Source organism: Streptomyces sp. NPDC001407, assembly GCF_042895325.1.
Taxonomy (GTDB): Bacteria; Actinomycetota; Actinomycetes; order Streptomycetales; family Streptomycetaceae; genus Streptomyces.
Genome location: NZ_JBIAWF010000021.1, coordinates 1 through 11,608 on the forward strand (window position 1 = coordinate 1; position 11,608 = coordinate 11,608).

At 73.0% G+C, this 11,608-nt stretch carries 11 protein-coding genes and 1 pseudogene; all 12 read left to right on the forward strand.

Features of this window, described 5'->3' with window-relative positions; translation table 11 throughout:
• Positions 1–648: pseudogene (locus ACFY1P_RS25550) on the forward strand (hypothetical protein); the annotation flags it as partial.
• 6 nt (positions 649–654) lie between these two features.
• Positions 655–2,034, forward strand: a complete 1,380-nt coding sequence (locus ACFY1P_RS25555) for an FAD/NAD(P)-binding protein (RefSeq protein WP_390751973.1) — start codon at positions 655–657, stop codon at positions 2,032–2,034.
• A gap of 244 nt (positions 2,035–2,278) precedes the next feature.
• Positions 2,279–2,992 (forward strand): response regulator transcription factor, encoded by a 714-nt coding sequence (locus ACFY1P_RS25560; protein WP_361534053.1) that lies wholly within the window; start codon positions 2,279–2,281, stop codon positions 2,990–2,992.
• A 153-nt stretch (positions 2,993–3,145) separates the two neighbouring features.
• The gene (locus ACFY1P_RS25565) at positions 3,146–3,343 is read left to right on the forward strand and encodes an MbtH family NRPS accessory protein (RefSeq protein WP_361534056.1); all 198 of its coding nucleotides are present in this window, start codon (positions 3,146–3,148) and stop codon (positions 3,341–3,343) included.
• 37 nt (positions 3,344–3,380) lie between these two features.
• Positions 3,381–5,171, forward strand: a complete 1,791-nt coding sequence (locus ACFY1P_RS25570; RefSeq protein ID WP_390751974.1) for an amino acid adenylation domain-containing protein — start codon at positions 3,381–3,383, stop codon at positions 5,169–5,171.
• Between the two features lie 45 nt (positions 5,172–5,216).
• Positions 5,217–5,993, forward strand: a complete 777-nt coding sequence (locus ACFY1P_RS25575; RefSeq protein ID WP_361534062.1) for an alpha/beta fold hydrolase — start codon at positions 5,217–5,219, stop codon at positions 5,991–5,993.
• On the forward strand, positions 5,990–7,318 hold the full coding sequence (locus ACFY1P_RS25580; RefSeq protein ID WP_361534065.1) for a M20/M25/M40 family metallo-hydrolase: 1,329 nt from the start codon (positions 5,990–5,992) through the stop codon (positions 7,316–7,318). Before ACFY1P_RS25575 ends, ACFY1P_RS25580 begins: the two co-directional genes overlap by 4 nt.
• A complete protein-coding gene (locus ACFY1P_RS25585) occupies positions 7,311–8,258 on the forward strand; it encodes a GNAT family N-acetyltransferase (protein WP_390751975.1) in 948 nt (315 codons plus the stop codon). Before ACFY1P_RS25580 ends, ACFY1P_RS25585 begins: the two co-directional genes overlap by 8 nt.
• Positions 8,255–8,848 carry a hypothetical protein gene (locus ACFY1P_RS25590; protein WP_361533719.1) on the forward strand — a complete coding sequence of 198 codons (594 nt, stop codon included), beginning with the start codon at positions 8,255–8,257 and terminating at the stop codon, positions 8,846–8,848. Before ACFY1P_RS25585 ends, ACFY1P_RS25590 begins: the two co-directional genes overlap by 4 nt.
• On the forward strand, positions 8,845–9,870 hold the full coding sequence (locus ACFY1P_RS25595) for a BtrH N-terminal domain-containing protein (RefSeq protein ID WP_390751976.1): 1,026 nt from the start codon (positions 8,845–8,847) through the stop codon (positions 9,868–9,870). Before ACFY1P_RS25590 ends, ACFY1P_RS25595 begins: the two co-directional genes overlap by 4 nt.
• A complete protein-coding gene (locus ACFY1P_RS25600; RefSeq protein ID WP_361533725.1) occupies positions 9,870–11,267 on the forward strand; it encodes a DegT/DnrJ/EryC1/StrS family aminotransferase in 1,398 nt (465 codons plus the stop codon). Before ACFY1P_RS25595 ends, ACFY1P_RS25600 begins: the two co-directional genes overlap by 1 nt.
• Positions 11,264–11,584, forward strand: a complete 321-nt coding sequence (locus tag ACFY1P_RS25605; protein WP_361533728.1) for an acyl carrier protein — start codon at positions 11,264–11,266, stop codon at positions 11,582–11,584. Before ACFY1P_RS25600 ends, ACFY1P_RS25605 begins: the two co-directional genes overlap by 4 nt.
• The last annotated feature ends 24 nt before the right edge of the window (positions 11,585–11,608 follow it).

The following is an 11,608-nucleotide window of genomic DNA, read 5'->3' on the forward strand; positions in this document are numbered from 1 at the left end:
CTCGAACACCTCGAGACCGTGCCCACCACGCACGACCCCGCACAGGACCCCGCCCGCTTCCCCGTCCAGTACGTCATCCGGCCCCAGAGCGCCGAACACCCCGACTACCGCGGCTACGCCGGCCAGATCACCTCCGGCGTCCTGCACACCGGCCAGCCCGTCACCGTGCTCCCCTCCGGCCGCACCACCACCATCGCCGCCATCGACGTCCTCGGCCGCCCCACCGACACCGCCTGGGCACCCCAGTCCGTCACCCTCACCCTCACCGACGACATCGACGTCTCCCGCGGCGACCTCATCACCCCCACCACCACCGCACCCCCCACCACCCAGGACATCCACGCCACCGTCTGCCACGTCGCCGACCAGCCCCTCACCCCCGGCCAGCGCGTCCTGCTCAAACACACCACCCGCACCGTCAAAGCCGTCGTCAAGGCCATCCCCTCCCGCCTCACCCTCGACGACCTCTCCCACCACCCCGACCCCGGTCGCCTGAACCCCAACGACATCGGCCAGGTCACCCTCCGCACCGCCGAACCCCTCGCCCTCGACCCCTACGCCAAGGCCCGCCACACCGGCTCCTTCCTCCTCATCGACCCCGCCGACGGCACCACCCTCACCGCCGGCATGGCCGGAACCGCCGAGTGATCATCCGTGGGTGAACAGACCTTCCGCGTCGCGGTCGTCGGGGCCGGTGCGGCCGGCACGCTGACCGCGACGCGGGTGCTGGAGACGGCGTACGAGGCCGGGGCGCGGGTCGCGCTCACTCTCGTCGACCCGGCGCCCGGAACGGGCCGTGGTGTCGCGTACGCGACACAAGATTCGCGTCATCTTCTCAACGTGCCCGCCGGGCGCATGAGCGGTCACCCGGACCGGCCGGACGACTTCGTCCGCTGGCTCGGCGCACGCGAGTCCCGCGACGTCGGGCCGGGGGAGTTCGCGCCGCGGAGCGCGTACGGCGCCTATCTCGCCGCCGGGCTGGACGAGGCGGTGGCGCGGCACGGCGCCGGTGCCCTGCGCCGGGTGCGCGAACGGGCGGTCCGGCTGGCCGGGGCGGACGGCGACGCGGGCCGGCACATCGGTCTGAGCTCGGGCGCCGTGGTGGAGGCCGACGCCGTCGTGCTCGCCCTCGGGGTGGCCGCCCCGGGGCTCGGCTGGGCGCCCGAAGGCCTCCGCGAACATGAACACTTCGTGTCGGATCCCTGGGTGCCGGGCGCGCTCGACCGCGTCCCCGCCGATGCCGACGTCCTGCTCGTCGGCACCGGCCTGACCGCCTGCGACCTGGCGCTGACGCTCGCGCGGCCGGGCCGCACGGTGCACGCGGTGTCACGACACGGCCTCGTTCCGTGCGTCCACGCGGAGAAACCGGCCGCCTCCGGTCCGCTTCCCGCGCCGCCGCCCGTCGCCGATCTGGCCGGTTTGCGACGGTGGTTGGCCGTGCGGGCCGCGCATTACCGCCGGACACACGGCGACTGGCGGCCGGCCGTCGACGAGCTGCGACCGCACACCACCGCCCTGTGGCAGGGGCTTTCGGCCACCGACCGCGACCGCTTCCTCCGCGACGACCTGCGGTTGTGGGAGGTGCTGCGGCACCGGCTGCCCCCGCGCACGGCGGCCGCCCTCGACGCGGCCCGGCACAGCGGCCAAGTGGCCGTCCGGACCGGGAGTTTGGTGGCGGCGGAGCCCTCATCCGATGGGGTGCGTGTGCGCTTCGCCGACGGGGGTACGAGCTGCTTCGGAGCCGTCGTCAACTGCACCGGAGCGGAAGCCTCCGTGCGCAGGTCACAGGACCCGCTGGTCCAGGATCTGCTCGCCACGGGTGCGGCCCGTCCGGGACCGCACGGGCTGGGCTTCGACACCGCCGCGGACGGGCGGCTGGTCGCGGCGGACGGCGGTGCGCGGCAGCCGGTGTGGACGCTGGGTTCGCCGCGGCGTGGCAATCTGTGGGAAACCACCGCCATTCCGGAGATACGTGCGCAGGCCATCCAATTGGCGGAATCCTTGGCAAAAGAGTTCAGCCGGATAATTCCCTGAATACCGCCGTTTGATTACCCGCTTTCCGGCCCCGACGAGCCGTCAGGTGAGGTTGGTCACGTTCTTCACGGACTCCGGCCGTCCGTCTCCATGAAGTAGATTGACGAACGGTGCTGCGGGGGACACCGCGTTTCTGGGTGCTTTGCGGCCGTGTGTCAAAAGGCAGAACTGTGGTCGGCCTCGCGGTGAGCAAATTCTGTTGCACTTGGTGGCGCACCGCCCCTTGGATGGCCATCGCTTTGCCATGGGATTACGTAACCTGGGGGTGCGGGGCGCGGTGGCGATCAAAGTGGTCATCTGTGATGAGACGCCGATCATTCGTAACGGGTTGAAGACCTTCCTGGAGGCTGCCCAGGACATCGAGGTCGTCGACGTCTCGGACAGTGCGATGAATGCCCTGATGCTGATCCGCACGCACCGGCCGGACGTGGTCGTCACCGGCATCAAGTTCCAGGGGATGTCCGGGATCGAGCTGATCCGCAGGCTGGCCCGGTCCGGCGACGACGTGCCGGCCCCCCGCTCCGTGGTGTTCAGCATGGACTGCGCGGACGACGTGATCACCGAGGTGCTGCACGCCGGGGCCAACGGCGTGCTGATCGGGGACGCCAAGCGCGAGGAGGTCGCGAGCGCCGTGCGGACCGTGGCGCGCGGCGGCACCGCCCTGGCCCCTGAGGTGGCGGGCCGGCTCGTCGAGTGGTTCCGCGGCCGCGACCTGCGGCCGGCCGCCGAACTGCGGCCTTCTATAGGCTCGCTCACCTCGCGCGAGCGCCAGGTGCTCACGCTGATCGGCCGGGGGATGTCGATCGAGGAGGTGGCCACGGAGCTGTGCATCGGGGTCAGCACGATCCGCACCCACCTGCACCGGCTGCGCAACAAGCTCGACCTCAAGGACCGCGCGCAGCTGGTCTCCTTCGCCTACCGGGCCGGTCTGATGCAGACCCCTGCCGAGGCGTGTTGAGAACTTCTGGACGCCCTTCAGCCGGGCGTTGACCCGGGCGACCCCGGGTCGACGGGTGGTCGCCCGGCAGGTCAACCACCGGGTGGACGCGGCATTACGGCGGCCCTGCCTACGCTCTGGCGATATCACTGCGGATAAACCAGAGGGCCGATCATGACTGAGGCTGCCGAAGCGGCGCAGGATTCTTGGGCGATCGTCGTCAATCACGAGGAACAGCATTCGATCTGGCCCGCCGGACGCGAACTCCCGGCGGGCTGGGGCGAAATCGGATTCACGGGTGACCGGCAGGCGTGCCTGGACCGGATAGCCACCCTGTGGACGGACCTGCGGCCGTTGAGCCTGCGCGGCTGAGCCGGTCCACCGTGAAAAACGCGCAAAGGGTTCGAGAATGACAACGACCGTTGAATCGGTGCACCCGGAATCCGTGCACGCGGCCTTCGAGCGGCGCGCGGCGGCCACCCCGGACGCCGTGGCGATCAGCTCGGGCGACACCCGGGTCCGTTACGCCGAGCTCGACGCGCGGGCCAACCGGCTCGCCCACCACCTGCGCGCCCTGGGCGTCGGCGTGGAGAGCCCGGTCGGCGTCTGCGCGCAGCGGTCCGTGGAGACCGTGGTCGCCCTTCTCGCGATCCTCAAGGCGGGCGGCCACTACGTGGCGCTCGACCCGCGCCAGCCGCGCGAGCGCCACGCGACCCTGGTGAAGGAGGCGGGCCTGAAGCTGATCCTCACTCAGGAGCGACTCCACGAGCAGGTGTCCGGGCTCGCCCGGACCGTCGTCCTCGACGACCCCGCGCTCGACCGGTCCGTGCTTTCCGTGCTTCCGGCCACCGGCCTCGGCACAGAGGTGCGGCCCGGCCACGCCGCGTACGTCGCGTACACCTCCGGCTCGACCGGTACGCCCAAGGGCGCGTGCATCCCGCACGGCGCCGTGCTCCGCCTCGTCCAGGGGAGCAACTTCCTGACGGCCGGGCCCGAAGACGCCTTCCTGATGTTCGCGCCGCTCGCCTTCGACGCGTCGACGCTGGAGATCTGGGCACCCCTGCTGAACGGCTCCCGGCTGGCCGTGCTGCCGCCCGGGGAGCCCTCGCTCGACGAGCTCGCCGATGCGGTCGTACGGGAGAACGTCACCGTCCTGTGGCTCACCGCAGGGCTCTTCCACCAGATGGCCGAGGGGCCCGTCGCCCGGCTGACCACCGTCCGGCAGCTGCTGGCGGGCGGGGACGTCCTCTCGCCGCACCACGTCAACCGGACGTTCGCCGCGCTGCCGGGCATCCGGATCGTCAACGGCTACGGACCCACCGAGAACACCACGTTCACCTGCTGCCACATCATGGACGAGCCGGTCGGCGACGGGCCCGTGCCCATCGGGCTGCCTGTCACCGGCACCACCGTGCACGTGCTCGACGAGCGGCTGCGGGAGGTCCCCGCGGGCGGGACCGGTGAGCTCTACGCCGGTGGCGCCGGAGTGGCCCGCGGCTATGTGGGGCGCCCCGGCCTGACCGCCGACCGCTTCCTGCCCGACCCGTACGCGGCCGGGCCCGGCGCCCGGATGTACCGCACCGGCGACCTCGTGCGCCGCCGCGCCGACGGCGTGGTGGAGTTCCTCGGCCGGATCGACAACCAGGTGAAGGTGCGCGGCTTCCGCATCGAACCCGGCGAGATCGAGACGGCATTGGTGGCCCACCCCGGCGTCAAGGACGCGTCCGTCGTGGTCCACACGCACCCGGAGTCCGGCAAGCGCCTGGTGGCCTTCTACGTGGCCGACGACAGCGTCCTGTCCACCGCCCTGCGCGAGGCCGTCTCCGCCGCCCTGCCGCCCTACATGGTCCCCTCGCTCTTCGCCCGGCTCGACGCCCTGCCGCTCACCCGCAACGGCAAGGTCGACCGGGCCGCCCTGGAGGCCCGCGAGGTCCGCGAACGGCCGGAGACCAACGCCGACTTCCGGGCACCGTCGACCCCGCTGGAGCGCGAACTGGCCGCGCTCTGGGCCGGTCTCATGGGGCTGGACGAGGTCGGCGTCGACGACGACTTCTTCGAGCTGGGCGGCCACTCCCTGATGGTCACCCGGATCGTCGCCCACGTCGCGGAGCGGCACGGAGTGGAGCTCCGGCCCCGCGACCTCTACCTGAGCGCGACCGTGGCCGAACTCGCCGAGGTCGTCGAGGAGTCGGCGGGCTGACCCCGCCCCGCACCGCCCGCGACCGCTCCCGACATGAGGTGAAGGATGACTTCCGACCGACGTCCCTCGAAATGGCTGCTGCGCCGCCCGAAGGGCGACAGCCCCGTGCGCCTGTTCTGCTTCCCCTACGCGGGCGTCGGCGCCTCGATGTACGCCAAGTGGCCGCGGGCCGTCGGGCAGGCCGAGGTGTGCCTCGTCCAGCTGCCGGGCCGCGAGAACCGGCTGCGGGAGCCTCACTTCGGCACATACGAGGAGCTGACCGAGGGGCTGCTGGAAGGGCTCGCGCCGCACCTGGACCGGCCGTTCGCCTTCTTCGGGCACTGCAGCGGCGCCCTCCCCGCCTTCGCCGCGGCGGCCGAGCTGGCGCGGCGCGGCGAGCGCGTCCCGGACCGGCTCTTCCTCTCCTCCCAGGTGGCCCCGCACGAGGGCCCGTACGGGCGGCTGCTCGACCTCGGCCACGACGAGCTCGCCGGGGAACTGATCACCCTGACCCGGGCCATGGGCGGCGAGCCGCACCCCGACCTCATCGACCTCGGCGTCGACGTCCTGTCCGCCGACATCGAGGCCAACCGCCGCTACCGGCTCGACGCGCCGCTGCGGCTGCCCACCACCCTCACCACCATCGGCTGGCGCGAGGACGACGTCATCCCCGCCGCGCTGACGGCCGGCTGGCGGGAGTACGCCCCCGAGGGCGACACCCGCGAGGTGCTCCTGGACGGCGGCCACTACGCCTTCCTGGACGCACCGGCCGCCCTCGTCGCCGAGCTGGCCGCAGACCTGGACGCACTCGTTCCGCAGCAGACGGAGGCCGACCGGACATGAGCACCGCCGAGATGCCGGGCGTCGTCGGACTCACCCAGCAGCTGATCCGCTTCGACACCACCAACCCGCCCGGCGACGAGGCCGCCTGCGTGCGGTACGTCGAGCGCCTGCTCTCCGGCGCCGGGCTGGAGACCCGGCTGCTCGGCCGCGAGCCCGCCCGGCCCAACCTCATCGCCCGGCTGCCCGGCCGCGGCGAGGCACCGCCCCTGCTGCTGCACGCCCACGTCGACGTGGTGCCCACCGAGAACCAGCGGTGGACCCGCCCGCCCTTCGGCGGCGAGCTCGTCGACGGCGAGGTGTGGGGGCGCGGCGCCGTCGACATGAAGGGCCAGCTGGCCATGATGCTCGACGCCGTGCTGCGGCTGCGGGCCACCGGCACCCCGCCGGCCGGGGACGTCATCCTCGCCGTCGTCTGTGACGAGGAGGCGGGCAGCGCGGCGGGCGCGAAGTATCTGGTGAACGAGCACCCCGAGCTGTTCGCCGGAGTGCGCTACGCCATCGGCGAGGACGGCGGCGCGAGCCTGGACCTCGGCGGTCAGGTGCGCTTCCACCCCATCGTGGTCGCCGAGAAGCGGGCCGTGTGGGTGCGGGCCGTCCTGCGCGGCGTCGCGGGCCACGCCTCCCGTGTCACCGGCGGCACGGGCGCCGCCCACAAGCTCACGCGGCTGCTCACCGCCATCGACGGCGGCGGGCTGGGCACCGTGCTGACCCCGGCCGTCGACACCATGCTCGGCGAGCTCGCCCGCGTGCTGCCGGAGGACGGCGGCCGCCGGATCGCCGCCTTCCGCGCCGACCCCTCCGACCCGTCCGCGCTCGACGGCTTCGACGAGCGCGACATCCGCTACCTGAGCTCGATCGTGCAGCACACCGTCAACGCCACGGTGATCCACGGCGGCACCAAGACGAACGTGCTGCCCAGCGAGATCTCCGTGGAGCTCGACGGACGGGTGCTGCCCGGCGACTTCGACACCCCCGGCTTCCTCGCCGAACTGCGCGCCAAGTCCGGCGTCGAGATGGACCTGGAGGTGCTCGTCGAGGGCGAGCAGATGCCGCAGCCCAAGCTCGGGGCGTTCTACGAGCGGCTCGCCGCGGTGCTGCGCGAGCAGGACCCGGACGGCGTGCCGATCCCCATGGTCACCACCGCCTCGACCGACGCGCGGCTCTTCCCGCAGCTGGGCATCGAGACGTACGGCTGGCTGCCGCTGCGGCAGTCCACGGGTGTCTCGTACCGCGACATGCTGCACGTCGCGGACGAGCGCATCGCCGTGGCGGACCTGGAGTTCGGCGCCCATTGCTTCCACGAACTGCTGCGTGACCATGAGTGAGACGCACACGGCCGCGGCCGTCGACGTGGCACCGCTGCCCTCCGGCCGCGCGGCGGCCGACCGCTGGGCCGGCCCGGTCGCCGGGCTGACCCGGGCCGCCTACGCGCTGTCCGACCCCTACCCCGGCCTGCCCGTCCCCGACGGCGCCCGGGAGACGGAGGCCGGTGTCCTGCGCGACATCGAGCGCGGCAGCCGGGTGTGGCTGGCCACCGGCCCGGACGGGCGGCTCGCCGGTGCCCTGCGCGTGACCGGTCACGGCGCCTCCGGCTGGGAGGTCCACCGCGTCTCGGTGGACCCCGTGCGGCAGGGCCAGGGCATCGCCCGGAGCATGCTGGCGGCCGTCGAGGACAGCGCCCGTGCGCACGGGGTGCCACGGCTGTGGCTCGACGCCGTCGTGGAGCGCTGCCTGCCCGCCGTCTACGGCCGGCTGGGCTTCCGTGCCGTACGCCACTGGTCCGCCGACGACAAGCCGCTGTCCGAGACCACGCTGGAACGCGTCCCCGGCGCACCGTTCCACACCGGCGCGCTGCCCTTGGTGGACGACCCCCTGGGGCCGTCCGACGTCGCGCTCGTCTGGCTGCCCGCGGACGGCCGGCTGCTCGCCGTGCTCGAAGCGGGCGGGCGCCCGTCGGAGCTGCTGGAGCGGGCCTGTGCCCGCGCCGGTGCCCAGGGCGCGGCCGGCCTCGACGTCTGGCCCGGCGCGGGGCCGGAGGGCCGGGCCCGGCTGGCCGCACTGCTGCGGGAAGCCGGCGGCGCGGCCGCCGGGGACCACGAGACCTTCGCCTTCCCCGGCGGCCGGGAGCGCGTGGCCGCCCACCTCATGCCGCGCACCCTCCACCCCGGGCTGCGGGCCGTCCTGCGCCTCGCCCCGGGCCGGACGCACCGGCCGGTGCCGGCCGCACCCTCCGCTCACGGAACCGTTGGAGCAAGTCCGAGTTGAGAACACAGACCGCACACACGACGCCCACGCGCCTGGACCTGACGGCGTTCGCCAACAACACCGGCATCACCACCGAGGACCGGCTGTCCGACGGCGCGTTCAACATCTGGGGCAACACCTTCCCGGCCGAGGAGCTGCCCGCGGGCGGCGACATCACCGTCGACGGCGTCCCCTTCCGCTTCCCCGCACCGGCCGCCGGGGCGCCGGACAACGTCCGCTGCGCCGGCCAGCTCCTTGAGCTGCCCGCCGGGCGCTACGACTGGATCCACGTGCTCGCCGCCGCCGAGCGGCGCACCGAGGACTTCGTGCAACTGCACTACGCCGATGGCTCGGTGGACCCGGAGTGGCTGCGGGTCTCCGACTTCTGGCCGGAGACCGGGGCCCGCTTCGGCGAGAGCGCCGCGTTCTCCTGCACCCGGCTGCACTACCCCCGGCACGTCCAGCGCTCCATGGGGCCGACCATCTGGCGGCAGCGCGTCCCCGTGACCCGGCAGCAGGAGCTGACGGCCCTCACGCTGCCCGACAACCCCGCGATCCACGTGTTCGCGATGACCCTCGCGCCCACCACACCGCCGGAGGCAGCGCAGTGACGACCCTCATCGACGACGTGCACAGCTGGCGCCACGACCTGGCCGGCTGCCTGCACGCCTGCATGGCGACCCTGCTGCGGCACCGCGGCGTGGCCCCGCTGGAGACCCTGGGCGCAGCCTGGCGCTTCCGCCACCTGCCCGGCGACGTACGGCGCGAGGAATACTTCTACCCCTGCGCCGCCGGTGAGTCGCTGCTGGGCGCGCTGGCCCCGTACCACCCGGTGCGCTCCGTGTGGCACAGCCCGGCGGACGCCGCCGAGGGCTGGGCGCAGGTGCGGGCGGAGGTCGAGGCCGGGCGGCCGGTGGCCGTGGCGGTCGACAACTTCGAGCTGCCTTTCCGCCCCGCCTATCGCGACGTGCACTCCAACCACATGGTGATCGTGCACGGCTTCGACGAGGAGGCGGGCACCGTCCACGTGCTCGACGCCGTCCCGCCGCACTTCCACGGGGACATCACCCTGGGACAGCTGACCGCCTCCCGCGACTCGGGGAACGCGGCGGTGCACGACCGGGACATGTTCTTCACGGACGTGCACATAGGCAACCGCTGGCTGTCGGTCGAACTCGACGCGAACCCCGAGGACTTCCCGGCATTCGACCGCGCGCACATCCGTGACGTCATCGAACGCAACCTGCGCGGCTACCACGAGCCCCCGCGCGGCGACGGCTACGCGGGCCTCGACGGGCTCACCGCGTTCTTCGCCGACATGGGCAAGCGGCTCACGGCCGGCGAGACCGTACGCGACGAGCTGTTCGTCGTCGCGGGCGCCGCGCTGGCCAACACGGCCGTGCACGCCGACTGGCTGGCCCTCGCCGGACGCGCGCTCGACCACCCGGGCCTGGCCGAGCAGGGCCGGGCCGTCGAGCGGATCGCCCACCACTGGTCCGCGATCCGGATCATGGCGGCGCTCACGCAGTCCGAGGGGCTCGGCCCGGCGCGCCTCACCAGGCGCGCCCACACCCTCCTGAAGGACCTGGAACAGGTGCTGGCAGGACTCGCACACGAAGGAGCGGAACTGTAATGGCTGTCGCCGCATCTCGGCCGGGCGCCACCAGGTCGCCCGACAAGCTCGCCATGCAGGGCGGCGCCCGGTCCGTCCCGCGCTCCCTGCGCATCCCCGCCTGGCCGCGGGTGACCGAGGCCGACGAGGCCGCGGTCATGCGGGCCGTGGCCAGTGGCCGCTTCACCTCGGCGTCCTCCGGCGAGCAGGAGATCGAGTCGCTGGAGCGCGAATGGGCCGCCGCCGTCGGCACCAAGCACTGCGTCATGGTGAGCAACGGCACCGCCGCGATCTCCGTGGCGCTGGGCGCCCTCGACATCCAGCCGGGCGACGAGGTGATCGTGCCCGCGCTCAGCTTCATCGCCTCCGCCGTGGCACCGCTGCACATCCTCGCGGTGCCCGTCTTCGTCGACATCGACCCGCGGACCTTCAACGTGACGCCCGAGGCCGTCGAGGCCGCGATCACCCCGCGCACCCGCGCCATCGTGGTCGTCCACCTGCACGGCCTGCCGGTCGACATGACGGAGATCCTCGCGGTCGCCGACAAGCACGGCATCCCCGTCGTCGAGGACGCCGCCCAGGCGCACGGCGCGGTCTACCAGGGCCGTACGGTCGGCTCGCTGGGCGCGATCAACACCTTCAGCCTCAACGTCAGCAAGAACCTCGCCACCTGCGGCGAGGGCGGTCTCATCACGACCGACGACGACCGGCTGGCCCGCCGGGCGCTGATGCTGCGGCAGTTCGGCGAGCTCATCCCCAAGCAGGGCGAGCGCTCCTACGTGGGCCACATGCTCGGCTTCAACCACAAGCCGAACGCCATCCAGGCGGCCTTCACCCGCAGTCAGCTGGAGCGCCTGCCGGAGGAGGCCAAGATCCGGGACGAGAACGTCCGGTACTTCCTGGAGCGCCTGTCCGCCCTGCCCGGCCTGCTCACCCCGCACGTCCCCGAGGACCGCACGCACGCCTGGCACATCCTGCGCTTCCGCGTCGACCCGGCGGCGCTCGGCCTCGACCCCGCGCTCGCCGGGGCGCTGCGCGCCTCGCTGATGCGCGCCCTGCGCGCCGAGGGCGTGCCCGCAGGGCACTACCAGATGATGTCGCTGCCCCAGCAGCGCGTCTTCCAGGAACAGCTCGGCTACGGCGGCTTCCCGTGGCAGCTGCCCGGCGTCCCGCCGCGGCGGTACCGCGCGGAGGACCAGCCGACCACGCTGGCCGTCATCGACGACTCCTTCGCCATCCAGAAGGCCCACCTGTCGCCCGACGCCCGGCCGCTGCTGTCCGCCTACGCGGACGCCTTCGAGAAGGTCTGGAACCACCGCGAGGTGTGGACGCGCTACGCCGCCTCCATGGACCACCGCCCGCCGTGGGAGAAGGCCGCCGAGATCGCCGAGGCCGAGTGGGCGGAGGCGAACGCGTGAGCACCACCGACCCGGTGCGTGACGAACTCACCGCCATCTGGCAGGACGTCTTCAAGGTCACCGCCGAGGAGATCGACCCCGACGAGGGCTTCTTCGAGCTCGGCGGCACCTCCCTCCAGGCGGTGCAGCTGATGACCCGCGTCGAGGAGGCGTTCGACGTGCGGATCCCGCTCCCGGTGATCTTCACGGAGGGGAGCCTGGCGGGCCTGACGGCGATCGTCGAGGAGGAGCTGCTGTCCGGCGCGGACGCGCTCACCGACGAGGAGGCGCGGCGCCTCCTCGAAGAACACCAGGAAGCCGGCGGGGAACACCGCTGACCGTGGCCGCGGGCCGACGAGTAC

Bases quoted from the DNA above. Each gene is read 5' to 3' on its own strand.
- ACFY1P_RS25565 (WP_361534056.1), top strand. From the start codon at position 3,146: ATGACTGAGGCTGCCGAAGCGGCGCAGGATTCTTGGGCGATCGTCGTC.
- ACFY1P_RS25585 (WP_390751975.1), top strand. From the start codon at position 7,311: ATGAGTGAGACGCACACGGCCGCGGCCGTCGACGTGGCACCGCTGCCC.
- ACFY1P_RS25575 (WP_361534062.1), top strand. From the start codon at position 5,217: ATGACTTCCGACCGACGTCCCTCGAAATGGCTGCTGCGCCGCCCGAAG.
- ACFY1P_RS25560 (WP_361534053.1), top strand. From the start codon at position 2,279: ATGGGATTACGTAACCTGGGGGTGCGGGGCGCGGTGGCGATCAAAGTG.
- ACFY1P_RS25570 (WP_390751974.1), top strand. From the start codon at position 3,381: ATGACAACGACCGTTGAATCGGTGCACCCGGAATCCGTGCACGCGGCC.
- ACFY1P_RS25580 (WP_361534065.1), top strand. From the start codon at position 5,990: ATGAGCACCGCCGAGATGCCGGGCGTCGTCGGACTCACCCAGCAGCTG.
- ACFY1P_RS25600 (WP_361533725.1), top strand. From the start codon at position 9,870: ATGGCTGTCGCCGCATCTCGGCCGGGCGCCACCAGGTCGCCCGACAAG.